Origin of the sequence: Stenotrophomonas sp. TEPEL, from assembly GCF_004348785.1 — a bacterium.
Taxonomy (GTDB): Bacteria; Pseudomonadota; Gammaproteobacteria; order Xanthomonadales; family Xanthomonadaceae; genus Stenotrophomonas; species Stenotrophomonas indicatrix.
The window spans coordinates 1865884-1890203 of record NZ_QQXJ01000001.1 but is presented as its reverse complement, the minus strand read 5'-3'; the positions used below and the strand labels follow the sequence as shown (position 1 = coordinate 1890203).

Annotated in this window: 25 protein-coding genes; 4 read left to right on the top strand and 21 right to left on the bottom strand. The window is 65.5% G+C overall.

Annotated features, from left to right (window positions below; translation table 11 throughout):
• Nucleotides 1-99: 99 nt before the first annotated feature.
• From TEP_RS08530 to moaA, 19 genes are all read right to left on the bottom strand, one after another.
• Complete coding sequence (locus TEP_RS08530) at nt 100-768, bottom strand: ATP-binding cassette domain-containing protein (protein ID WP_132824958.1); 669 nt, start codon at nt 766-768, stop codon at nt 100-102.
• Nucleotides 758-1441 carry a molybdate ABC transporter permease subunit gene (gene modB, locus TEP_RS08525; RefSeq protein ID WP_025874355.1) on the bottom strand — a complete coding sequence of 228 codons (684 nt, stop codon included), beginning with the start codon at nt 1439-1441 and terminating at the stop codon, nt 758-760. Before modB ends, TEP_RS08530 begins: the two co-directional genes overlap by 11 nt.
• 3 nt (nt 1442-1444) lie before the next feature.
• On the bottom strand, nt 1445-2188 hold the full coding sequence (gene modA / locus TEP_RS08520) for a molybdate ABC transporter substrate-binding protein (protein ID WP_132824957.1): 744 nt from the start codon (nt 2186-2188) through the stop codon (nt 1445-1447).
• A 20-nt stretch (nt 2189-2208) separates the two neighbouring features.
• A complete protein-coding gene (locus TEP_RS08515; protein WP_033831271.1) occupies nt 2209-2985 on the bottom strand; it encodes a helix-turn-helix domain-containing protein in 777 nt (258 codons plus the stop codon).
• An 11-nt stretch (nt 2986-2996) separates the two neighbouring features.
• Entirely contained in the window at nt 2997-4211 is a 1215-nt protein-coding gene (locus TEP_RS08510) for a coproporphyrinogen III oxidase (RefSeq protein WP_132824956.1), read from the bottom strand.
• Between the two features lie 96 nt (nt 4212-4307).
• Nucleotides 4308-5639: a nitrate/nitrite transporter gene (locus TEP_RS08505; RefSeq protein WP_132824955.1), complete on the bottom strand. Its 1332-nt coding sequence runs from the start codon at nt 5637-5639 to the stop codon at nt 4308-4310.
• A 24-nt stretch (nt 5640-5663) separates the two neighbouring features.
• Complete coding sequence (locus tag TEP_RS08500; protein WP_132824954.1) at nt 5664-6563, bottom strand: peptidylprolyl isomerase; 900 nt, start codon at nt 6561-6563, stop codon at nt 5664-5666.
• Between the two features lie 3 nt (nt 6564-6566).
• Nucleotides 6567-7274 carry a respiratory nitrate reductase subunit gamma gene (gene narI, locus TEP_RS08495; RefSeq protein ID WP_088100111.1) on the bottom strand — a complete coding sequence of 236 codons (708 nt, stop codon included), beginning with the start codon at nt 7272-7274 and terminating at the stop codon, nt 6567-6569.
• Nucleotides 7271-7951, bottom strand: coding sequence for a nitrate reductase molybdenum cofactor assembly chaperone (narJ, locus tag TEP_RS08490; RefSeq protein ID WP_132824953.1), 681 nt, complete (start codon nt 7949-7951; stop codon nt 7271-7273). The genes narI and narJ overlap by 4 nt, the downstream gene beginning before the upstream one ends.
• Nucleotides 7951-9495, bottom strand: coding sequence for a nitrate reductase subunit beta (narH, locus tag TEP_RS08485; protein WP_025874347.1), 1545 nt, complete (start codon nt 9493-9495; stop codon nt 7951-7953). The genes narJ and narH overlap by 1 nt, the downstream gene beginning before the upstream one ends.
• Nucleotides 9495-13250 carry a nitrate reductase subunit alpha gene (locus TEP_RS08480; RefSeq protein ID WP_132824952.1) on the bottom strand — a complete coding sequence of 1252 codons (3756 nt, stop codon included), beginning with the start codon at nt 13248-13250 and terminating at the stop codon, nt 9495-9497. Before TEP_RS08480 ends, narH begins: the two co-directional genes overlap by 1 nt.
• Before the next feature lie 69 nt (nt 13251-13319).
• On the bottom strand, nt 13320-14738 hold the full coding sequence (locus TEP_RS08475; protein WP_132824951.1) for a NarK family nitrate/nitrite MFS transporter: 1419 nt from the start codon (nt 14736-14738) through the stop codon (nt 13320-13322).
• A gap of 144 nt (nt 14739-14882) precedes the next feature.
• Nucleotides 14883-15248: a hypothetical protein gene (locus TEP_RS08470; protein WP_132824950.1), complete on the bottom strand. Its 366-nt coding sequence runs from the start codon at nt 15246-15248 to the stop codon at nt 14883-14885.
• Nucleotides 15245-15793 (bottom strand): molybdenum cofactor guanylyltransferase, encoded by a 549-nt coding sequence (locus TEP_RS08465; protein ID WP_276321428.1) that lies wholly within the window; start codon nt 15791-15793, stop codon nt 15245-15247. The genes TEP_RS08470 and TEP_RS08465 overlap by 4 nt, the downstream gene beginning before the upstream one ends.
• A 174-nt stretch (nt 15794-15967) precedes the next feature.
• Entirely contained in the window at nt 15968-16447 is a 480-nt protein-coding gene (locus TEP_RS08460) for a molybdenum cofactor biosynthesis protein MoaE (RefSeq protein ID WP_132824948.1), read from the bottom strand.
• 3 nt (nt 16448-16450) lie between these two features.
• Nucleotides 16451-16711, bottom strand: coding sequence for a MoaD/ThiS family protein (locus tag TEP_RS08455; protein ID WP_025874341.1), 261 nt, complete (start codon nt 16709-16711; stop codon nt 16451-16453).
• Nucleotides 16712-16713: 2 nt separating this feature from the next.
• A complete protein-coding gene (gene glp, locus TEP_RS08450) occupies nt 16714-17964 on the bottom strand; it encodes a gephyrin-like molybdotransferase Glp (protein WP_132824947.1) in 1251 nt (416 codons plus the stop codon).
• The gene (moaCB, locus tag TEP_RS08445) at nt 17961-18959 is read right to left on the bottom strand and encodes a bifunctional molybdenum cofactor biosynthesis protein MoaC/MoaB (protein ID WP_132824946.1); all 999 of its coding nucleotides are present in this window, start codon (nt 18957-18959) and stop codon (nt 17961-17963) included. The genes glp and moaCB overlap by 4 nt, the downstream gene beginning before the upstream one ends.
• Before the next feature lie 8 nt (nt 18960-18967).
• Complete coding sequence (moaA, locus tag TEP_RS08440) at nt 18968-19948, bottom strand: GTP 3',8-cyclase MoaA (RefSeq protein ID WP_132824945.1); 981 nt, start codon at nt 19946-19948, stop codon at nt 18968-18970.
• 194 nt (nt 19949-20142) lie between these two features.
• Between moaA and TEP_RS08435 the strand changes: the two genes are divergently transcribed.
• Entirely contained in the window at nt 20143-20547 is a 405-nt protein-coding gene (locus TEP_RS08435; RefSeq protein ID WP_088100348.1) for a ribonucleotide reductase subunit alpha, read from the top strand.
• On the opposite strand, the gene TEP_RS08430 is transcribed toward TEP_RS08435, so the two are convergent.
• On the bottom strand, nt 20541-20774 hold the full coding sequence (locus tag TEP_RS08430) for a hypothetical protein (RefSeq protein WP_240790661.1): 234 nt from the start codon (nt 20772-20774) through the stop codon (nt 20541-20543). The genes TEP_RS08435 and TEP_RS08430 overlap by 7 nt on opposite strands.
• Before the next feature lie 698 nt (nt 20775-21472).
• Here TEP_RS08430 and TEP_RS08425 point away from each other — a divergent pair.
• The 3 genes from TEP_RS08425 to TEP_RS08415 all read left to right on the top strand — a co-directional run bounded on the left by TEP_RS08425 (nt 21473) and on the right by TEP_RS08415 (nt 23350).
• Nucleotides 21473-21847: a hypothetical protein gene (locus tag TEP_RS08425; RefSeq protein ID WP_132824944.1), complete on the top strand. Its 375-nt coding sequence runs from the start codon at nt 21473-21475 to the stop codon at nt 21845-21847.
• Between the two features lie 214 nt (nt 21848-22061).
• Nucleotides 22062-22562, top strand: coding sequence for a hypothetical protein (locus TEP_RS08420; RefSeq protein WP_132824943.1), 501 nt, complete (start codon nt 22062-22064; stop codon nt 22560-22562).
• Nucleotides 22541-23350 (top strand): hypothetical protein, encoded by an 810-nt coding sequence (locus TEP_RS08415; RefSeq protein ID WP_132824942.1) that lies wholly within the window; start codon nt 22541-22543, stop codon nt 23348-23350. Before TEP_RS08420 ends, TEP_RS08415 begins: the two co-directional genes overlap by 22 nt.
• A 102-nt stretch (nt 23351-23452) precedes the next feature.
• Here the strand turns inward: TEP_RS08415 and TEP_RS08410 are convergent, their stop codons facing one another.
• Nucleotides 23453-24268, bottom strand: coding sequence for a helix-turn-helix transcriptional regulator (locus TEP_RS08410; RefSeq protein ID WP_032974530.1), 816 nt, complete (start codon nt 24266-24268; stop codon nt 23453-23455).
• Nucleotides 24269-24320 lie beyond the last annotated feature (52 nt).

Here is a 24320-nt window from a genome sequence, read left to right as displayed (position 1 = left end):
CTTGGCGCTATGAAGCTGCCGGCCAGCGGCCGGCACTACCTGCGTGGATNCACNGCGNGCCGGGTTNCGCCGGGCATGGCCCGGCATGACCGCCGCGCGTCATCCGCCGACGATNCGCCCTTCNACCACCCGCGCTACCTGCTGGCCGAACACCGNCACATCCTGCGGATCGTGGCTGATCAGCAGCAGCGGAATACCGGTTTCATCCAGTACGGTTTCCAGCTCCTGGCGCAGGTGCTGGCGCAGATCGTGGTCGAGCGCTGCGAACGGTTCGTCCAGCAGCAGCGCCTGCGGCCGGGTCACCAGTGCACGCGCCAACGCCGTGCGCTGGCGCTGTCCGCCGGATACCTGTGACGGCAGCAGATCCGCCACGTGCTCGATCCGGAATGCCTGCAGCCACTGCTCCACTGCCTCGATACGGGTGCCACGTGGTGGATTCAACCAGCCCCGCTGCAGCCCGAACGCCACGTTCTGACGCACGCTCAGGTGCGGAAACAGCGCGTAGTCCTGGAACACATATCCCAGGCGACGACGCTGCGGTGGCAGATCGACCCCCGCTCCCGCATCGAACAGTGCCTGCCCGTGCAGGCGCACATGCCCTTGCTCCGGTCGTAGCAGGCCGGCCACCGCTTTCAGCGTCAGGCTCTTGCCAGCGCCGGAAGGCCCGAACAGCACCACCTGCCGCTGCGTGCACTGCAGTGCAACGTCCAGCTCGAACGTCTGGCCGGACGCCTGCAATCGCCGCTGCACCTGCAGGTCAAGCCACATCGCGCAGCTCCCGACGGCGCCCGCCCACCAGCCGCGCGGCCAGCAGCAGGATCACGATGCACACCACCGACGTCAGGATCACCAGCGCATTGGCCTTGCCATCCTGCCCCGCCTGCACCGCTTCATAGATGGCGATCGACAAGGTCTGCGTGCGGCCCGGAATGCTGCCGGCCACCATCAGCGTGGCGCCGAACTCACCCATCGCCCGTGCGAACGCCAGCAGCAGGCCCGCCAGAATCCCGCGCCATGCCAGCGGCAGGGTGATGCGGAAGAACACCGCCGCTTCGGACACGCCCAGCGTGCGCGCGGCCTGCTCCAACTGACCGTCCACTTCCTCGAATGCAGCGCGTGCTGGCTTGAACACCAGCGGAAACGACGCCACCGCAGCAGCGATCACCGCCGCCTGCCAGGTAAACACCAGGTTGATGCCGAACCACGACTGCAACCAGGCGCCGATCGGGCCATTGCGCCCGATCAGCACCAGCAGGTAATAGCCCAGCACCGTCGGCGGCAGCACCATCGGCAGGGTCAGTATCGAATCCAGCAGTTCCCGACCGGGAAAGCGCCGTCGCGCCAGCAGCGCGCCAAGTGCCACGCCGGCAACAAGATTGATCGCCGTGGCCCAGCCGGCCACCTTCAACGACAACCCCAGTGCGCTCCAGTCCAGGTCCATCCGTCAGGGCTTGCCGAACCCGTGCTTGTGCAGGATCGCCTGGCCCTGCGCCGAGCGCACGAACGCCGCGAAGCGCCTGGCTTCCACCGGTTGCGTGCTGGCCTGCACCACCGCCAGCGGATAGGCGATGCGTCCGGCAACCGGAACCTCGAACGCGCGCCGCACGCGATCAGGCATTGCCTGCGCGTCGGTGGCGTAGACAAACCCCGCATCCACCTCGCCCCGCGCCACGTAATCCAGCGACTGCCGCACGTTCTGCGTACTGATCACCTTGCCCTGCACGGCCGGCCACAGCTTGGCGGCCTGCAACGCCCCCTGCGCGTAGCGGCCCACCGGCACGCTTTCCGGGTTGCCCAGTGCGATGCGCTGCACAGCGGCACTCGCCAGATCGGCCAGTGCGCGCGGCGGCGCTTTCGCCTGCGGCGGCACGACGACCCACAACGCGTTCACTGCGAAGACCTCGCGCGTACCCGCTGCCAGCAGCTTCTGCTGCGCGGCTTGGTCCATCGTTTTTTCATCGGCGGAGGCGAACACATCCACCGGCGCGCCGCGCGCGATCTGCTGCAGCAACACCCCGGAGGCAGCAAAGTTGAAGTCGACCCTGCTGCCCGGGTTCGCCTTCTCATAGGCTGCGCCCAGCTCGCGGAAGCCCTCGGTAAGGCTGGATGCCGCCGACACGGTGAGGTTGCCAGCCCACGCAGGCAACGTGGCCAGCAGACCCAGAAACACCATTGCCCATCGCTTCATCGTCGGCTCCCTGGCCAGGTTCAATCGGGCTCGTTTTCATCGGCCACGGCAAGTGCCGCCAGCCGGTCGGGTTGCAGCAGCAGGATTTCGCGCTGCTTCACCGCAATCACGCCATCATCGCTCAACCGACGCAGCACGCGACTGGCCGTCTCCGGCGCCATCCGCAGGTAATTGGCGATCTCGGTGCGGGCCATGGTCAGGTTGAAGCGGGTCGCGGAAAAACCACGCCGTGCGTAACGCGCCGACATATCCAGCAGGAACGCTGCCATCCGCTCCTCGGTGCGGTGGTTGGCCGCCAGCGTGGCGACCTTGCCGATCTCCGCGCTGAGCAGGCTGAACAGCTTGGCCTGCAGCCCCGGCATGCGGGTGGCCAGCAGGCTCAGCTTGGGGAACGAAATGCGGCACAGGTGCACCGTATCCAGTGCCACCGCATTGCAGGGGAAACGCGAACCGTGAATCGCATTGAGCCCGATCACCTCGCCCGGCAGAGCAAAGCCCAGCACCTGCTCGTTGCCCTGGCTGTCGTCGACGAAGGTCTTGACCATGCCTGCGCGCACAGCGGCGATGGAATCGAAGGCCTCACCCGCACGGAAGATGTAATCACCCGCATGGAACGGCCCGACGTGGTCGACCAGCACATGCAGCTCGCCCAGCGCCGTCTTGTCATAGCCCTGCGACATGCAGGCATCGGAGAAGGCACAGGTGCTGCAGAAATGCAGCGCGTCGCCATCATCGGCGGCGGCAGGATTCGGCGTGGTCCGGCCGGGTCGGGCCTGTGAGGGCGGAGTTGAAGACATCGGGACAGCACTCAAGCGATGGCGGCCGCCGGCCGGAAACATGCGGCCATCATACGCCACAGCAACCGCCCTTCCTCGGCCAGGCGAAGCACGCGGCCGTCCCAGCGCGCCCAGCCCCGCGCGAGCAGCGGTGCGAGTGCAGGCAGGGTCTCGGCAAAGCATTCATCGAACGGAACATCATTACGCCATTCGAAGGCAGCAGCATCCAGCGCATGATCGCAGGCGATGCTCTGCGCGACCTCCGCAGCCAGCCGCTCCTCCTCCGACAGGATCAGGCCAGCGGCCACGCCCACATGCCCTGCCCGCAGGCGAGCCTGCCAACGCTCCAGGTCATCCTCCGTCCGGCAGAACACCTCGCCAATCTGGCTGCACGCCGCCAGGCCGATGCCGATGAAATCGCTGCGATCGCGGCGGGGCACGCCTGCCAGATCGCAATGACGCTGGCCGTCACCCGGGCCGTTCGGGTCCGGCAGGTCCCCGCGTTGGTAATGGTCGCCGCCGATACCCACATAGCCTGCCTCGCGCAGCAATCGCCATGCCTGCAGCCAGCGTTCCGATGACGGATGCTCTGGCAGCCTACACGGCGCCGGCAACAGCACGCGTTCGGGCGCATCTGCCAGCACGGTCTGCAGGCGCCCGATGAATCCGGCGTCCTCCGCAGCGGGCACACGCAGCTGGTAGTAGCGGGCAGTGAAGCCGGCGTCGCGCGCCTGCGCCAGCACTGCCGGGCCAGGCGCATCGGCGCGGTCGATCACGTTCAGCCGCGTGCAACCCACTGCACGCAGTTGTGCAGGCGACAAGCCGCTGCCGGCATCCAGCCGTGCCTCCACCTGCGGGCGGGCCACGGTGCGCAGGTACTGCGGCACCGCATCCAGCAGCTGCCCCAGCAGAACCGGCGGCAGTGCCTGGGCCAGACCCAGCTGCAGCACCATCGCCACCACCTCGCGGTCCTCGGCCAAGGCATCTGCCTGCAGGCGCAACGCGGCCAGCAATGTGTCGAGATAGCGTTCGGCCGGCACATCGCGCCCCATGCGTCCGGTCTGGAAGCCCAGCGTCAGGCCACGTGGAATCAGGTGCTCGTTGCTGGCCTGCACGGCAGTACGCCAGCCGCTTTCACCGAAGCCGGCACTGAAATGGCCGGCCGGTGGAAACAGCACATGGCGCGGCTGCCGCAGCAATGCGGCCTGCAGCGCTGTGTCCTCGCTCGCATCAACGTGGAAGCTCATGGCTGTCATCCTCGCGCGTTCCTCTTCGCGTAGCCCTGATTGAAATCAAGCGTGACGTATTGCGCTGAGGTGCCGGCCAGCGGCCGGCACTGCCGTTCACGTGCCGCGTGCCCGTTCCGCGGCAGCCGCATCGATGGCCTCCGGCAGATCGGTCTCCCGATCGATCTGCGGGAAGTGTCGACGCTCCATCCGGCGGATCGCGAAGTGCATCCACGCCAGCGCAGCGGACACCACCACGAACAGCAACATGAAGCAGCTGCTCCAGATGCCCAGCACATCGTTCAACGCACCGAACACGATCGGCAGGATGAAGCCACCCAGGCCGCCAATCATGCCCACCACACCACCCACCGCACCCACGTGCCTGGGGTAATACACCGGGATGTGCTTGTAGACCGCAGCCTTGCCCAGCGACATGAAGAAGCCCAGTACGAACACCAGCACGGTGAACATCACCACGCCGATGGCCAGGTGGAAGTGGATCGGGCCATGGATGCCCTTCACCACGTACTCGGTATCGGGGTAGGCCAGCAGGAAGGTACAGATGGCCGACACACTGAACGTCCAGTACATCACCCGCCGCGCCCCCATCCTGTCGGACATCCAACCGCCCACCACGCGGAACAGGCTGGCCGGAATCGAATAGCAGGCTGCCAGCATGCCGGCGGTGCCGACGTCCATGCCGTACGCCCCCACCAGGTAATGCGGCAGCCACAACGCCAGTGCCACAAAACCACCAAACACAAAGAAGTAGTACAACGAGAACCGCCACACCTGCAGGTTCCTCAGCGGAGCCATCTGCTCGGAGAACGGCACCGGCTTCACCCCGTCACGGCGGCGCTGTTCCAGCGACGGGTCTTCCTTGCTGAACAGGAAGAACAGCACGGCGGTGACCGCCAGCGCGACCGCCCAGACCTTGGCCACCATGGTCCAGCCCGCGGCCACCATTACCAAAGGCGCCAGCAGCTTGGTCACCGCCGAGCCGATGTTGCCGGCGCCGAATATGCCCAGGGCGGTGCCCTGCTTGCTGGCCGGGAAGAACCTGGACACATAGGCCACGCCCACCGAAAAGTTGCCACCGGCAATACCCACGCACAGCGCGGCGAACAGGAACTGGGGGTAGGTGTGGGCATAGGTCAGCATCCAGGTAGCCACTGCGCCGCACAGCATCACCAGCACCATCACCTTGCGGCCGCCGAACTGGTCGGACCATATGCCGAGGAACACGCGGCTGACCGAGCCGGTCAGCACCGGGGTGGCGATCAGCAAGCCGAACTGGGTGTCGGTCAATCCCAGATGCTCGCTGATCTGGATACCGATGATGGAAAAGATCATCCACACCGCAAAGCACACGGTGAAGGCGAATGTGCTCAGCCACAGCGCACGCTGCTGCTGCCCGGCACTGGCGGGGGCAAGGGCCTGGTTCATGCAATCTCCTTCCTCAAGAGTGGGTCAGCCGACCTCGGCTTCAGCTTCGATCTCATCCAGTCCGCGCACCGGGTAGCGCTCCTGCAGCTGCAGCAGGTACACCTGCACCTCGCGTTGGCGCACCTGCAGCTCCAGGTAGTCCCGGATCTGTGGCAGCACTGCTGCAAACGGCAGTGGTTGCCCCTCTTCGCGCCCATCGATGCTGACCACGTGGTAGCCCCAGCGTGATTCCACCGGGAAGCCAGCCAGGCCCTCGCGCAGGCGGAACACCTGGCGATCGAACTCCGGCGTGGTCTGCCCACGCTGCAGCCAGCCCAGGTCACCGCCGTCACTGCTGGACGGGCAGCGCGAATGGCGCAGGGCGAAGTCGGCGAACAGGTGCGGCGCTGCTTTCAGTTCATTGGCCAGACGCTCGCCCTCGGTGCGTGCGGCCAGCCGCCCGGCCACATCATCGGCCGGCGCGGCCAGCAGGATGTGGCGCAGCCGTACCCGATCCGGTGAGCGGAATCGCTCCGGGTTCTGCTCGAAGTAGCGTTGGCAGTCCTCGTCGGTCGGCACGCGGTCTTCGATCGCGTCTTCCAGCAGTTGCTGGATCAGCACTTCCTCATCGCTGACCCGGCCGCCTGCCGGCGCCAGCAGGCCCAGGCGCTGCGCTTCCAACCGCAGCAGTTCACGCACCACCAGTGCGCGCGCCGCCTCGGCACGCGACTGTTCCGGGCGCAGTGCCCGATGGTGCTGCATCTCGCGGGCGATGTCGGCCTCGCTTATCGCCGTGTCCTCCACGAACAACCGGCATGGTGCAGGTTGCCCGAGCGAGCGCGGCCCCTCCCCTGCCCCGTCATGCTGGTGCTGGTGGGCCTCGGCCGGGACCGTCTGGGCGGAATCGATCACGGTGATCGGCAGGAACTTCGGCAGGTTGCCCATGGCTTACTCCCGCGGTCCGTAGCGCAGCGCCGCCTGGCGACGGCGCACCACCTGGTACGGCCGCCACAGATAGCTGACCGGAATGCTCCACACATGCACCAGCCGGGTGAAGGGCGCGATCAGGAACAGAGTCAGGCCCAGGAAGATATGCATCTTATAGACCCAGCTGACGCCCTCGATGTAGTCAGCAGCACCGGCACGGAAGGTCACGATGTGCTGCGCCCATTCGGCCAGCTGCACCATCACCCCACCGTCAAGATGCCCGGACGATACGCGGATGCTGTACAGGCCAAGACAGAGCTGGGCGAACAGCAGCACCAGCACCAGGGTGTCGCCGAAGCTGCCGGTGGCGCGCACGCGGGCGTTGGTCAGCCGGCGCACCAGCAGGATGCTGATGCCGATGAAACACAGTGCGCCGAACACGCCGCCCACCACCATCGCCAGCATCTGCTTCTGCGAGGAGGTGATGAAGTGCTCATACACCGCGTGCGGGGTCAGCAGGCCGACCAGATGGCCACCGAGAATGGCCAGGATACCGATGTGGAAGCAGTTGCTGCCGATCCGCATGCCCTTGTCCGACAGCATCTGGCTGGAACCTGTGCGCCAGGTGTACATGGCCTTGTCATAGCGTGCCCAGCTGCCGATCAGCAGCACCGCCACGGCGATGTACGGGTAGTACTGGAAAGCGAATTGATGCAGGTAGTAGTTCATGGCTGGACCTCACGATGCACGGGACGGGCCGGCGAGCGCGTCGGTGGCTTGCAGTCTTCAGCGGGCGCTTCGGCACCGAAACGCACCGCTTCCTCTTCCCACAACCGGTCCATCGCCTCGGCCGTATCGTCGCGGGGTTCCTCACTGGCGCGTTGCCGCAGCGCCTCCAGGTTGACCTTGCCGTCACCAGCCTCCACCAGGATCTCCAGCAGCGGCACGTGCGGCAGCTCACGCTCGGCGGCGCGCGCGGCCAGCATCCCGGCGATGTGGCCGATGTGGTGCAGCCACTCCCGCGCTTCGGTCTCCGGCTGGTGGGCCAGGAACTCCAGCAGCAGCGGCAGGTAGTCCGGAAGCTCGCGGGCATCCAGTTCGAAACCGTTGCGGCGGTAGGTCTCCACCAGGTCCACCATGGCCTGGCCGCGGTCACGCGATTCGCCGTGGATGTGTTCAAACAGCAGCAGGCTCATCGAGCGGCCGCGGTCGAAAGTCGCCAGCCAGGCGGCCTGCGCATCCAACGGATCGCTGTCCAGCAACTGCTGCACGAAGCCGCGCAGCTGCCCGCGCCGCGCCGGTGTCAGTGCCACCTCGTCACAGGCCGCCAGCAGTTCCTCGCCGTGCTGCCACAGTTCGTCGCGGGGGTAGTCCAGCAGCACCCCCACCAGCTTCAGTACGCTCATCACACCACCTCCTTGCGGCGGTGGTTCGGGCCGTTGTTCACCACGAAGCTGGTGCTCTTGCGCTGCCCGAACAGGTCGGCCGGGCTGTCGCCGTTGCAGCCGTTGCCGAATGTGAAACCGCAGCCGCCGCGCTCGCCGAAGGCATCGTTGGCGTACTCGCGGTGTGCGGTCGGAATCACGAAACGGTCCTCGTAGTTGGCAATGGCCAGGTAGCGGTACATCTCTTCAACCTGGGCCACGGTCAGCCCGGTCTGGTCCAGCACCGCCGTGTCTTCCACGCCGTCCACGTTCTTGGCCCGGCGCCAGGCGCGCATCGCCATCAGGCGTTCCAGCGCACGCACCACCGGCGCCTCGTCACCGGCTGTCAGCATGTTGGCCAGGTAGCGCACCGGAATGCGCAGCGAGGCCACGTCCGGCAGCTCGCCACTCATGCCGATGCGGCCCCGCTCGGCCGCCGACTGGATCGGCGACAGCGGCGGTACGTACCAGACCATCGGCAGCGTGCGGTACTCCGGGTGCAGCGGCAGCGCCAGCTTCCAGTCGATCGCCAGCTTGTACACCGGCGACTGCTTGGCCGATTCCAGCCAGCTGTCCGGAATGCCTTCGGCGCGCGCAGCAGCAATCACCGCCGGATCATGCGGGTCCAGGAAAATATCCAGGTGGGCCTGGTACAGATCCTTTTCGGCAGCTACCGACGCGGCCTCGGCAATGCGGTCGGCGTCGTACAGCATCACGCCCAGGTAGCGGATGCGGCCGACACAGGTTTCCGAACATACCGTCGGCTCGCCCATCTCGATGCGCGGGTAGCAGAAGATGCACTTCTCCGACTTGCCGCTCTTCCAGTTGTAATAGATCTTCTTGTATGGGCACGCCGACACGCACATGCGCCAGCCGCGGCACTTGTCCTGGTCGATCAGCACGATGCCATCTTCCTCGCGCTTGTAGATCGCGCCCGACGGGCACGCCGACACGCACGCCGGGTTCAGGCAGTGCTCGCACAGGCGCGGCAGGTACATCATGAAGGTCTTTTCGAAGGCGCCGTAGATCTCCTTCTGTACTTCATTGAAGTTGTAGTCGCGCGAGCGCTTGCTGAATTCCGAGCCCAGGATCTCCTCCCAGTTCGGGCCCCATTCGATCTTCTGCATGCGCTCGCCACTGATCAGCGAGCGCGGCCTCGCGGTCGGCTGGTGCTGGCTGTCCTTGGCGGTGTGCAGGTTCTGGTAGTCGAAATCGAACGGCTCGTAGTAGTCGTCGATCTGCGGCAGGTCCGGGTTGGCGAAGATCTTGGCCAGCATCCGCCAGCGACCACCGGCGCGCGGCACCAGCTTGCCGCTGCCGGTGCGCACCCAGCCACCATTCCACTTCTCCTGGTTTTCCCATTCCTTCGGGTAGCCGATGCCCGGCTTGGTTTCCACGTTGTTGAACCAGGCGTACTCGACGCCCTCGCGCGAGGTCCACACATTCTTGCAGGTGATCGAGCAGGTGTGGCAGCCGATGCACTTGTCCAGGTTCAATACCATCGCGATCTGTGCACGGACCTTCATCACACTACCTCCTTGCTGGCCGATGCCGAGGCACCAGCGGGCTGTTCATCGTCCAGCCAATCCACCTTGTCCATCTTGCGCACGATCACGAACTCGTCGCGGTTGGTGCCGCAGGTGCCGTAGTAGTTGAAACCGTAGGCAAGCTGCGCGTAGCCACCGATCATGTGGGTCGGCTTGAGCACGATGCGGGTCACCGAGTTGTGGATGCCGCCGCGGGTGCCGGAAATCTCCGAACCCGGCACGTTGATGATGCGTTCCTGGGCGTGGTACATCATCGCCATGCCCGGCATCACCCGCTGGCTGACCACCGCTCGCGCGGCGATCGCACCGTTGACGTTGAACAGCTCGATCCAGTCGTTGTCGACGATGCCGGCACTGCGCGCGTCGTCCTCGCTGAGCCACACGATCGGGCCACCGCGCGACAGCGTCTGCATGATCAGGTTGTCGCTGTAGGTGCTGTGGATGCCCCACTTCTGGTGCGGGGTGATCCAGTTCAGCACGATCTCCTTGTTGCCGTTCGAACGCTGGTTGAGCAGCGGCTCGATGGTGCGGGTGTTGACCGGCGGCCGGTAGCTCATGAAGGCCTCGCCGAAGTCGATCATCCACTCGTGGTCCTGGTAGAACTGCTGGCGGCCGGTCACCGTGCGCCACGGAATCAGCTCGTGCACATTGGTGTAGCCCGCGTTGTAGCTGACGTTGTCGTCTTCCAGCCCGGACCAGATCGGCGAAGAGATGATCTTGCGCGGCTGCGCCTGGATGTCACGGAAGCGGATCGCCTCGTGCTCCTTGCCCACCGCCAGATGGGTGTGCTCGCGGCCGGTGAAGCCGCCCAGCGACTCCCACGCCTTCACTGCCACATGGCCGTTGGTTTCCGGGGCCAGGTGCAGGATCACTTCGGCCGCGTCGATCGCCGTCGAGATGGCCGGCCGGCCCTGGCTGACCCCCTCCTCGCGCACGGTATGGTTCAGCTTGCCGAGGAATTCCACCTCATGCTTCGTATCCCAGTTCATGCCCTTGCCGCCATTGCCGTGCTTGTCCAGCAGCGGGCCCAGCGAGGTGAACTTGCGATACAGGTTCGGGTAATCGCGCTCCACCACCGTCATCGACGGCATGGTCTGGCCGGGGATGGCCTCGCACTCGCCCTTCTTCCAGTCGGCCACGCCGAACGGCATGCCCAGCTCATTGGGGGTATCGTGCAGGGTCGGCACCAGCACCAGGTCCTTCTCCACGCCCAGCACGCCGGGCGCCATCTCGCTCACGGTGCGCGCCACCTCCTTGAAGATGTCCCAGTCACTGCGCGATTCCCAGGCGGGGTCCACCGCCTTCGACAGCGGATGGATGAACGGGTGCATGTCCGAGGTATTGAGATCGTCCTTCTCGTACCAGGTGGCGGTGGGCAGCACGATGTCCGAGTACAGCGCGGTGGTGCACATGCGGAAGTCCAGCGTCACCAGCAGATCCAGCTTGCCTTCCGGCGCCTCGTCGCGCCACTTCACCTCCTCCGGCTTCACTGCGCCCATCTCGCCCAGGTCCTTGCCCTGCAGGCCGTGGCGGGTCCCCAGCAGGTGCCGCAGCATGTACTCGTGGCCCTTGCCCGAAGAGCCCAGCAGGTTCGAGCGCCAGATGAACATCATCCGCGGGTGGTTCTGGCTGGCATCCGGGTCGGCGAAGGCGAAGTCCAGCGAACCGTCCTTGAACTTGCCCAGTGCGTAGTCGGCAGGTGCCACGCCCGCCGCGTCGGCTTCGCGCACCAGCTGCAGTGGGTTGCGGTCCAGCTGCGGCGCACTTGGCAGCCAGCCCATGCGCACCGCGCGCAGGTTCAGGTCGGCCAGGCTGCCGCTGTACTTGCTGGCGTCAGCCAGCGGTGACAGCAGTTCGTCCACCTGCAGCTTCTCGTAACGCCACTGCCCGGTGTTGAAGTAGAAGAACGACGTACCGTTCATATGGCGCGGCGGCCTGCTCCAGTCCAGGCCGAACGCCAGCGGCTGCCAGCCGGTCTGCGGGCGCAGCTTTTCCTGGCCCACGTAGTGCGCCCAGCCGCCGCCGGTCTGGCCCACGCAGCCGCACATGATCAGCATGTTGATCAGGCCGCGGTAGTTCATGTCGTTGTGGAACCAGTGGTTCATGCCGGCACCGACGATGATCATCGAGCGGCCATGGGTCTTGTCGGCGGTACGCGCGAACTCGCGGGCGATCTCGATCACTTCCCCGCGCGACACGCCGGTGATGCGTTCCTGCCAGGCGGGCGTGCCCGGCACGTTCTCATCGAAGCTCCTGGCGACGTTGGCGCCGCCGAAACCGCGGTCCACGCCGTACTGCGCAAGCAGCAGGTCATACACCGTCGCCACCAGCGTCTGGCTGCCATCATCCAGCGCCAGGCGACGTACCGGAATGTTGCGATCCAGTACTTCCTCGGCCGGGGCGGCGGTCCAGCCGTCACTCTCGATGCCACCGAAATACGGGAAGCTGACCGCCTCGATGCCATCGTTGGCCTCGGACAGGCTCAGGCGCAGGCGCGTCTCCGCACCGTTGCTGGCCTTCTCCTCGATGTTCCAGCGCCCCTTCTCGCCCCAGCGGAAACCGATCGAACCGTTCGGCACCACGATCTGGCCACTGGTCTCGTCGTAAGCGAGGGTCTTCCAGTCCGGGTTGTTGGCTTCGCCCAACCCTCCCAGCTCACTGGCACGCAGGAAACGGCCGGCCACCAGGCGGCCATCGGCGCGGCGCTCCAGGCGCACCAGCATCGGCATGTCCGAGTACTGGCGGCAGTAGTCCTGGAAGTACTGCGACGGCGAATCCACATGGAACTCGCGCAGGATCACGTGGCCGAAGGCGAACGCCAACGCGGCGTCGGTGCCCTGCTTGGGGTGCAGCCAATGATCGGTCAGCTTGGCCAGCTCGGAATAGTCCGGGCAGATCGAGACCGTCTTGGTACCGTTGTAGCGGGCCTCGGTGAAGAAGTGCGCATCCGGCGTGCGCGTCTGCGGTACGTTCGAGCCCCAGGCGATGATGTAGCGGCTGTTGTACCAGTCGGCCGATTCGGGAACGTCGGTCTGCTCGCCCCAGATCTGCGGCGAGGCCGGCGGCAGATCGCAGTACCAGTCGTAGAAGGACAGGCAGGCGCCGCCCAGCAGCGACAGATAACGCGCGCCGGCGGCGTAGGACACCATCGACATCGCCGGAATCGGCGAGAAACCGACCACGCGGTCCGGCCCATACTGCTTCACGGTGTACAGATTGGAAGCCGCGATGATCTCGTTGGCTTCTTCCCAGTTCAGCCGCACGAAACCGCCCATGCCGCGCCGGGTCTTGTACGAGCGCGCCTTTTCCTTGTCCTCCACGATGCTGGCCCAGGCATCCACCGGCCCCTGGGTCCTGCGTGCTTCGCGCCACAGGCGCAGCAGCGTGCCGCGGATCAGCGGATACTTCAGGCGGTTGGCGCTGTACAGGTACCAGGAATAGCTGGCGCCACGCGGGCAGCCACGCGGCTCGTGGTTGGGCAGGTCCGGGCGCGTGCGCGGGTAGTCGGTCTGCTGGGTTTCCCAGGTGACCAGTCCGTTCTTGACGTAGATCTTCCAGCTGCACGAACCGGTGCAGTTCACCCCGTGGGTGGAGCGCACGATCTTGTCGTATTGCCAGCGCTGCCGGTAGCTGTTCTCCCAGTCACGGCCTTCGCTCTTGGCAAACCCATGGCCATCGGCAAAGGGCTGGGGGTCACGCTTGAAGAACTGCAAGCGATCAAGAAAATAACTCATCGGGGGTCTCCCTTTGCGGACATCTGCATCGTGGCTGTGTGTGTCATCTGGCTGCGGTGCGTTTTCATGTCAGCAGGGCGTCTCAGCGCCGCGCCGGTAGTACCACCACCAGGTCACGGCCAGGCAGGTGACATAGAAAACGACGAACCCGTACAGCGCCATATCGGGGCTGCCGGTCAACGTGATCGAAGAGCCATAGCTCTTGGGAATGAAGAAGCCGCCGTAGGCACCGATCGCACCAGAGAAGCCCACCACCGCAGCCGACTCGATGCCGGCCTGGTGCGCCGATGCGGCCTTGCCTTCAGCGTTGGCCCCCGCCGACAGGCGCTCATGCAGCGTGCGGAAGATCACCGGGATCATGCGGAAGGTGGTGCCGTTGCCGATGCCACTGAGCACGAACAGCGCCATGAAGCTGAAGAGGAAGCCATGGAAGTTGCCGCCCTGGCCATCGCTGGGCAGGAAATGCAGCACGCCGAACACCGCTGCGATCATCAGCGCGAACACCCAGAACGTCAGCCGCGCACCACCCCAGCGGTCGGCCATGCTGCCGCCCACCGAGCGCATCAGCGCACCCAGCAACGGGCCGATGAAGGCGTAGGCCAGAGGGTTCACGGCGGGGAACTGGCTCTTCACCAGCATCGGGAAGCCAGCAGAGAAGCCGATGTAGGAACCGAAGGTGCCGATGTACAACCAGCACATCAGCCAGTTGTGCTTGCGGCGGAAGATCACCGCCTGCTCGGCGAACGAGGAACGCGCGCTGGTCAGGTCATTCATGCCGAACCAGGCCGCCACCGCGCAGATCGCAATGGCCGGCACCCAGATGAAGCCGGCATTCTGCAGGTACAGCGGTGCACCGCCCTCCACCACCGGCTGCGGCGCACCACCGAGCGCACCGAATACGCCCACCGTGATCACCAGCGGAATCACCGCCTGGGCCACCGACACCCCGACATTGCCCAGGCCGGCATTCAGGCCCAGCGCCAGGCCCTGCTTCTGCTTGGGATAGAAGAAGGAGATGTTGGACATCGACGAGGAGAAGTTCGCCCCGCCAAAGCCGCACAGGATCGCGATCACCACGAACACCCAGTACGGCGTGGCCGGGTTCTGCACCGCAAAGCCCAGCCAGATCGTCGGTGCCAGCAGCGACGCAGTGGACAGCGCCGTCCAGCGGCGTCCGCCAAAGATCGGAATCACGAACGAATAGAAGATGCGCAGCGTCGCGCCGGACAGGCTGGGCAGTGCCACCAGCCAGAACAACTGATCGGTGCTGAAGCCGAAGCCGATCTTCGGCAGGCTGATGGTCACCGCCGAGAACAGTACCCAGACCGAGAACGCCAGCAGCAGCGAGGGAATGGAGATGACCAGGTTGCGGGTGGCGACCCGCTTGCCGGTGCGCTCCCAATAGCCGGGATCTTCCGGCGTCCAGTCGCTGATGACGCGACCGGGACTGGCAGTGCTGCGGACAACAGGATCGCTACCGACGGTCATACATGGCTCCAAGGCTGTGGAATGACGTGGGTACTGCTTTCAAGTTGTAACCCGTCGTCATGCAGCCATTAGGCCGTGCAGCAGCAACGACGGGGTTGATCTGGATCAATCAGGGGCGGGTTTTCACCCTGCCCCTGACAAATGTCAAACCGGTGACGCGGAACCGCGACGGGTCACGCCACGCTGGCGCACGCTGTCGCGCACATCCACATCGAACTGCAGTTGCAGCGTGGTGCCGTCGTCCAGATACAGCGCAAAGGCCAGGCCATCGCGGCATGGCAGGCGCCCAGCCAGGTCCTCCACGGAAGATCGGGGCAATACCAGGCGGCAATCGGTACCACTGTCGAGCAGCACAGCGTTCTCGCCGCCGTGCAGCGAAACGGCGGTACCCCAACCACCACTGCCGCCGAACCGGGTCAGGTTCTCCACCGTTTCACCGGCCAGCAGCCGGGCCAGTTCGGCCTCGTCCAGGCGCAGACGCATTGTCTGTTCTTGCAACTGCACCTTCATGAGGCAACGTCCTCCCATTGGGTGGGGGTATTGCAGTTGACCAGGGCGCTTTCATCGGCGTGGGCCAGGCGCAGGGTCTGCGCGTCCAGCCGGTGTTGCAGGGCCTGCAGGGAACGCGGGCCGAGGGGATCGTGGATCATGTTTTCGAGGATCGTGCGACTTTCATTGTCCACATTAAACAGCATCGGAAGCGGATGCCCGTCAAAGATCGTGCAAGCGCTGCGATGCCCGTCACGCAATTGCTGCAGCAGATCCGGGGTCAAGCGGGGCGTATCCACCGGCACTACCCAGGCCGGGCCATCGGGCATCTGCATCGCCACGCTGAACAGGCCTCCCAGCGGCCCGCAACGCGTGATCTGGTCGGGTATGCCGCCGAAGGCAGGGTAGCGCCCGCTCACCCAGACCCGGTCTGCCCCGGCCAGCCGCAAGGTGCCGCGCATGTGCTCCAGCAGGGTGCGCCCCTGCCAGGGCAGCAATGCCTTGTCGCGGCCCATCCGGCTGGACAGGCCGCCGGCCAGAAGGATGCCGGCAATGGGCGTTGTCACGCGGGAAACCCGACCACGCCATGCGGGGCCGCTCCTGTCGGGCGCGAGGGGAAGGCGCCATCCACGCATGGAGCAACCGTGCAGGTACGCCTCAGTAGAGCCACGCCATGCGTAGCTGCTCCTGCCGGGCGCGAGGGGAAGGCTCCATCCACGCATGGCGTGGATCTACTGGCGTCACTGATGATCATGCGCCGGTTCACCATCGGCGTGGCACAGCGTGCAGCCTTCGCTCCACTCGCTGTCGCCGTCCTCGTAATGCTCCTGCTTCCAGATCGGGCACTGGTGCTTCACCGCCTCGATCAGCTGCCGGCAGGCACGGAACGCCTCATCACGGTGCGGGCTGCCCGCAGCCACCACCACCGCCACATCGCCAATGTCCAAGCGACCCTTGGCATGCGCCACATACAGTTTCAGCTTCGGCCCGAACGTCGCCTCGATCTCCGCCGCAAAGCGCTGGATCTCGTTCAGCACCAGTGGTTCGAACAGGTCATAGGTGATGCCGGTCACCGGCCGCCCCACATTGAAGTCGCGCACCTTGCCGATGAAAACATCGATGCCGCCGAATGCCGGGTCGGACACCGCCGCGATGCCTTCGGCCGGGTTGATGGCGTGCTGCGCACGGTCCACCACCGTTGCCATCACGTTGCTGCTCATGGCTCAGCCCCCGCTCACCGGCGGCAGAATCGCCACCTTGCCATCGGCAGGCAGCGCCTCGTGGTCGCGCAGCACGCGCTGCTGGTCGGCAAAGGCCGAATAGTCCAGCAACCCGGCGCGGAAACCGGGAAAGCGCACCGGCAACAGCTCACGCAGCGCCTGGCGCAGATCGGCCACGGTGCCACCGGCCACCTCCAGCGCAATCTCGCGGCTGTCATCCAGATCGGAAAACGCACCGAACAACTGCAGATTCACCTGTTTCATCATCACTCCTGGGTTGCCAGCTGCAGCGGGTCCTGATGGCCCCAGCCCTGCACGCGCACCGGTGTGCCGGCCGCGACGAGGTCACCCTCGCCCTCCAGCACCACCCAGGCGTTGGCCTGCAGCATGGATTTCAAACGGAACGATTCCTGCCCAGACAGCACGCGCGCGCTCAAGCGCCCCTGCGCGTCCACGTCCACCCGCGCACGCGCGTGGAAGCGCAGGCCCGGCGGCTTGCGCACATCGGCCTGCAACGGCAGCTGCAGCAGCGGCTCTGCGGCCAGGCCCAGCAGGCGACGCAGCACCGGTTCAACGAAGAAACGCTGCCCCACCGCCGCCGACACCGGATTGCCCGGCAGGCCGAAATACAGCGCTCCATCGGGCAGCACTGCAAACAGCAGTGGCTTGCCCGGGCGGATCGCCACCTTGTGGAACACGATGCGGGCGCCGCGGGCGCGCAGCGCATCGGGAATGAAGTCGTAGCGGCCGGCCGACACCGCGCCGGTGCTGATCAGCACCTTCGCGCCCGCAGCCAGCGTGCCGTCAAGCACCGCATCGAAGGCAGCCACGTCATCGCCCACCGTGCCCTGCCACACCACCTCGGCACCGGCGGCCTGCAGGCGGCCGATCAGGTAGGGCCGGTTGCTGTCACGGATCTGTCCGGAGTCCAGCGCCTGCGCCGCTTCGGTCACCAGCTCCTTGCCAGTGGCGATGACCGCGACCTTCGGCCGTGCCACCACCGCCACCTCGGCCACGCCGATGGCGTGCAGCAGAGTGCGTGCATTGATGTCCAGCGCCTGCCCTGCCTGCAGCACGCGCTCGCCTTCTTCCACGTCCTGTCCGCGCAGGCGCACGTTCTGGCCGGGTTTCACCCCGCTCTTCAACGCAATGCGGGTCGGGCGACCCTGCTCGCTGGCAAGGATCTCCACGTTCTCGATCGGCACCACCGTATCCAGCCCAACCGGCATGCGCGCGCCAGTCATGATTTCCCAGGCGCCGTCGCCGCCCTCGGTACCGGCGTCGCCCGCCGCCTGCCAGCCCTGCACCACAAATTCGGTATCGCTTTCGAGCGGCGTGCCATTGGCGCGCAGCGCGAAGCCGTCCATCGCCGAGTTGTCGAACGGCGGCAACGACTGCCCGTTGATGATGTCCGTGGCCAGGATGCGACCCGCAGCCTCATGCAATGCCAGCCGCTCGGCCGGCAGCGGCGTGGCCGCCTGCATCAGGTGCTGCAGCGCTTCGCTGTAGGCAATCATGCGTGGCCACCGCCATCGACCATCGCCAGCGCGTGGCCCAGCACCGGCGCCAGAATGTCCAGGCACTGCGCGGCCGCACGCGGGCTGCCCGGCAGCGCAAACACCAGCATGTCATCCAGCTGCACCACCTCGGCCCGGCTCAGCCAGGCCATCGGCGTGTGCTGCGCACTCAACGCACGCACCATCTGCGCCAGGCCGTGCACCGGTCGCGCGTTCAACGAACGCAGCGCCTCCGGGGTCAGGTCACGCGGGCCCAGCCCGGTGCCGCCGGTACACAGGCACAGGCGCACGCCCTCGCCCGCCAGCGCACGCAGCCGGCCTGCCAGCGGCTCGATGCCATCCGGCAGTACCTCGGCAGCCACCACCTCGCCACCGAGCGCCTGCAGCCCGCTCACCAGCTTCGGGCCGGACTCGTCGGCATAGCTACCCTCGCTGGCGCGATCGCTCAGGGTGATCACCGCACAGGCCGCACCGCTCAAACCCCTGGGCGGGCGTGGCCTGAAGCGTGCGCGCTCACCCTCGTCCATGCCATCCGGATGCAGCCAAAGACCACGCTTGCCGCCTTCCTTGAACAGCAGGCGGATGCCCTCGATGCGCAGCGCCGGCTCCACCGGCTTGCTCAGGTCGTACAGGGTCAGCAGTGCGGCGTTCACCCCGGCCAGTGCTTCCATCTCCACACCGGTGCGGGCCTCGCTGGCGCACTCGCACCACACGCGGATCGACTGCCGTTCCGGCACCGGCGCGCAGTACACCTGCACCAGTTCCAGCGGCAGCGGGTGGCACAACGGCATCAACATCGAGGCCATTTTCGCGCCTTGCAGGCCGGCAATCTCGGCCATCACCAGCGCATCGCCCTTGGGCAGGCGGCGCTCGACAATCAGCGGGTAGGCCACCGGTCCGGCATGCAGCTCGCCCACCGCCACCGCGCGGCGGCGGGTAACGCGCTTGTCGCGCACATCGGCCATGTGGAAGGCCGCGTTCAATTCACCACTCATCGTGTTCCTCATCCTCCGATCGACGCCAGATGCGGGGTCAACCCGGTCTGGCCCTGGTGCAATCCGTGCCCGGCCGCTTTCAGGCCAAGCTGTGTGGTGATGCGTGCCAGCAGCGCGTCCTGGTCGTCGTCGCTCTGCAACAGCGGGCGCAGCGGCACGCCGAATTCGCCGAACAGGCACAGCCGCAGATCGCCCTTGGCGGTCACCCGCAGGCGGTTGCAGCCCTTGCAGAAGTCACGCGAGTACGGGGCGATGATGCCCACCGTGCCGCGATGCTGCGGGTGGCTGAACTCGCGTGCCGGGCCGGCATCGGCCGCGCGCGGGCGCTCATGCCAGCCAGCGGCCAGCAACTGCTCGATCACCACGTCGGCACGCAGGTGATGCCGCTGGAAATAGGCTTCGTTGTCGCCGGTGCGCATCAGTTCGATGAAGCGCACGCTGAAAGGACGGTCGCGCAGGAAGTCCATCCACTGCGGCAGCTCGTCGTCGTTCAGGCCGCGTAGCAGCACCGCGTTGAGCTTGATGGCCGGCAGGCCCAGTGCCTGCGCCATCTCCAGCCCCTGCTGGATGTCCGGCAGGCGGTCATGGCTGGTGATGGTCCTGAAGCGCTCGCGCTGCAGGCTGTCCATGCTCACGTTCAGCGCGGTCAGGCCAGCGCGGTGCCAGCCCGGCAGGCGCCGCGGCAGCAGCGTGCCATTGGTGGTGATGGCCACCTTGCGGATGCCCGGCACGGCCGCCACCGTAGCGATGATCTCGTCCAGGTCCTTGCGCAGGCTGGGCTCGCCACCGGTAAGGCGGATCTTGCTCATCCCCAGCGTGGCAAAGGCGCGCACCAGGCGCGCGATCTCGTCCACCGCCAGGAAGCGCGGGCGGCCGTCGGCCTGGTAGCCATCGGGCAGGCAGTAGCTGCAACGGAAGTTGCAGGCCTCGGTCAACGACAGGCGCAGGTAAGGAAAGCTGCGTCCGAATCCGTCGGTCAGTTGGCTCATGGCTGGTCCACGTTGTTGTTCCACCCTCTTGCCTGTGCCCGGAACGGCCCGGATACCCTCGCCTGCTGAGACTGACGCCAGCCTACGCGGCGGGCATTGGCAGCGGGATGACTTAAATCAATCGCCGCCGGCCACGCCGCCCGGACGTTATGGCAGCATGCGGCTTTCCGTGCAGCGTGCGTGTGACAGCCATCATGATGATGAATGATTTCCAGCAATTGCTGCAGGCCGCCAGCGAACAGGCCGAACCGCAACGCCTGCTGTTCGTATTCGCCCGCGCCGACCTGCCCGAATCGCCCACCGACGACCAGCGCGACCGGCATGACCGGCGCGAGGGCGGCACCCTGTCGCCTGTGCTGTGCGTGGACAAGCTGCCGGCCGAGGTGCCCAGCTTCCAGGCACTGGCCAGCGAGTCCACCTCTACCGGCGTGGAGTGGGACATGGTGTTCGTGGCGGCAATGGATGGGCGCGCAGGCTTCGCCCCCAGCACCGACGAGGCCACCCGCCCGCTGCGGCTGATGGTCAACGCCATCAACGACGGCCAGATCGGCCGCTTCGCCGCCTTCGACCGCAGCGGAGAGCCGATCCAGTTCTATTGAGTCACCAGCTGCAGGGTCAGGAAGAAGATCACCAGCACCGTATTCAGGCCCCAGGCTACGGTCAGCCCGCGCGCGGCAACGCCCAGGTTCGGGGTGCGCGCGGTGGGCGCCGCGCGCCAGACCGCGGGGATGATCCAACCGGTATAGAGCAGCAGCACGGCGAACATCGCCAGCACCAGTGTGGTGCGCTGGTTGGCCAGGGCCCAGAGGGCAACGGCCCAGAGCATGTTGCTGGGGATGACCCCTTGCAGCCAAAACACGTTCCAGAGGCGTGAACGGCCTTGGGTGTCGGGCGTGGGATGCAGGGACGCGGTAGCTGTCATAAGTCTCCTTTGTGTTTAGGAAACGTGCTGGGCAAGCCTGCGCTTGGTGGCTGGGAACGTCAAGGCGCGACGGAAACGGTAGCGCCGGGCCATGCCCGGCGGAGTGCATCCGAGCGCCACACCACGTTGCTCGCCGGGCATGGTCCAGCGCTACCCATGGCTTGTCGCCATCAACCCGCTCACACATCCCGCGCACCCCCTACAACCACGACACCTGTCGCAGATTGCCTGGTCGCGGTGGACCAACGCGGCAGCCAGCGCTGCCAGTACTTAACAGCGTGGTTCAATGCCGGAAGCGTCTCCAATCGCGAGTTGTTTACAACTCTTCTGATTGGCATTGCACAGCGACGCGGGCTCAGATGGCGTGCCACCGAAAACGGGTGGCCGGGTTTCGAATCCCCGTGATGCTCTATGCGTTGTTTACGCTTGCCAGCCGGCGTCACCTTGCGTGGCGCCGGCTGGCAATCCGTCTGCCGGCTATGGCGGGCGGTGCGTGGGGGCTTGATGCCCGCCGGTGTATGCGTAGAGCTCCGGGATTCGAACCACGTACCGTCCGCCACCTCTATGTGGCGGCTACCGATTGCCTTGCACGGAGCCTCGCCATGAACGGATCTGACCTGCCCCCTCTGCGCGCCCACTGCGAGCCGGCCAACGCCGATGACCTGGCAGAGGCTGTGCCCACTGTGGATATGAACACCCTGATTGCCAACCTGAAGCGCATCGGCAAAGGCGCTGCGGCCGACGGGCAGCCCTGGCCGGAGCGGCACCAGTTGCCGGGGCGCTGCATGGCGCTGGCCGACGCCGATTGCGCATTGGCTGGCTTGCGGGTGGTTCAGGAGGTGCTGCTGGCAGCGGAGCGGACCCGGCAGAACGGCGAGCCCGAGGACTACGTGGGCGACCGGGTGATGGAGGGGCTGATGCTGGCGTGCCTGGCGTTGAGTGCGCAGGCTGTGGGGCGGTTGCAGGTGAGCGAGTAGTCGCTTCTGCCGATGTCGTAGTTGCCCCGGATTCACCCTTCCTCTCGCCCGCGCAATCATGACGCCCTTCCCACTATCCCCGGTCCTGTGACCGCTCCACGCCGCCACGCATCTTCTTTGCCTTTTGCGGGCACGACAATGCTGACAGGGCAGATAAGGGTAGCGAAATCGCTCAACCCCTCAGCCTTGGGCAGATGGAGACATCAGAAAGTCAATGAAACTCATCAAGAGCACTTTGGCGTTGCTCGTCGCAGCCGGTTGCTGTTCCGCGCCCTACGCAGTGCACGCGTATCAGCTGGCGAGAGAAGAGGCAGATGTCAGGCTGGTAGACGGCATCCCTGCCATCTGCATTCCGCAAAAAGCATGGCGGTCGTTTCCGGTTTCAAGCCTCCTGCTGATGGAGCCCCATACACTCCATACAGGAAGGTGGGCCATCAGTCTTAAGGACGATGCCAAGCCGATGAAACTCAGGCCTGGCAAGTGCATTTCATATGGTTCAATGCCTGACGGGTACCAGCACGACCCAGACGAAGACGATGCGGAGAATTTCCATTTCATATTGAACACGCCCTACTATTTCCAAATGAGGCGAGACATTCCAATTCTCTGGTACATGCCTACTGCAATATACGAAGCGACATTCTGCTTCAAGGAGGATGCCAATGGCGTCCTCAGCATTCATAAGGAGTCAGCATGCCAAGACTCCAGCAGATGAGATCTTCCATCGCAACAACAGTTCTTGCACTCCTGTTTCTCAGCGGCTGTCAACTCGCTCGCAACAGCACTCTTTCACCCAAGTCAGAGGCTGGCACGATCCAGGTGACGATCAAGGTGCCAGAGGAGCTTGTAGCGAGAGACATGCAGGTGATCTACCGCTCGACGAAATGCACCACGACGTACCGTTCCATGCTGGATTGGGAGAAGCGCACGCGAGACAATTATGCGGGACTTCATCTTCAACCTGTACGTCGGCCCGGAACAGACCTTTACGAGGCCACACTGGCAGTCAATGGAAGTGGAGCGTGCCGCTGGAGACTCAGCAACGCGATTTTTGGGGTCAGTTACAGAGATCCATCCAAGTTTGGCAGTGACGTGAAATTGGGCGCGGGAGGCGGCCTCATCGTAATGTTTGATGAATCCGACTCCGCACACGGCGGCCCCAACTTCAAAGCCAGCATCAGCGCTGAAGGCGTCGCCTCAGTGAAGCAGAACTATTACCCTTGGTTGCACGAACGTTTTCTTGGCGGAGATAGAAAGAGCATCAGCCTGACGACGGACGCAGACATATTCATCAGGCTCCGAGCACCGAACGCACGTGCAGTCCACTTTGAACCCATCTTCCATCCCCAATTCCTCGTCCGATCCATTGGTCCCAAGGTGAAGCGAAAAGGCGAAAGCACAGTGTTCTTTTACCCAGACGGCAGTCATTCGACGGAGTCCCGGACCGAGCCTAGTTTCAAGAAACTTGAAGCCATGCGGCAGGCAGCTGAGGCGAGGCTCTAGGCTGGCCTCGCTGAAGTTGGCGCGGGAGCCGACAACACTAATCCCTGTCGGCAAAGCCATCACCACGACCACACTGTTTCACCGCGCTCATGCCAGTCACCATCAACCACCACGCGCAGCTGAATCCTGATCCCGCAACCGCGCCGCAAAATACCGCGTGGGCGATTGCCCCAGCGCTTTCTTGAACATCGTGATGAACGCCGTCACCGATTCATAGCCCAGGGTTTCAGACACCCGCTGCACCGCCGCGCCGCCGGCAAGCTCGCGAATCGCAACCAGCAGATGCAGCTGCTGCCGCCAGCGCCCGAACGACAGTCCGGTTTCCCGATCAATCAGCCGCGTCAACGTGCGCTCACCCAACGCCAGGCGTTTGGCCCACTCGCTGATGGTGCTGCGATCGGCCGGATTGGCTGACAGCGCCGCAGCCAGCGCACGGATCTTGGGGTGGTCGCTCACCGGCAGGTACAACCGCTCGGCCGGCATCTGCACCAGTTCGTCCAGCAGCACTCGCGCCAGGCGATCGGTGTGCCCGCCGCGCGGGTAGTCCTGCGGCGCATCGGCCAGGTGCAGGATCATCTCGCGCACCATCGGCGAGATCGACAGCGTCACGCAGTGCAGTGGCAGGTCGACAACGCCCGGCTCGACGAACAGATAGCACAGGCGGGCGTTGGCGGTGGCCCGGTTGCTGTGCGGCATGCTGCCCGGAATCCACACGCCGCACTGTGGCGGCACGATCCACAGCGCATTGGCCACCTCGCAGGTCACCGCGCCATGAAGTGCCAGGATCAGCTGTCCCTTGCGGTGGTCATGCACCGGAATCTCGGCATCGTGGTCGGCCACCTGCAGGCGGCTGGCCACTGCCGGCCGATCCGTCGCGTCCGGGTCCAGATCAAATCCAGGCAGTGAAATGCGAGTCATTCTCGATGACCGGATTCAGCGATAGACTGACATTATAGCGAAATTCGGCGGC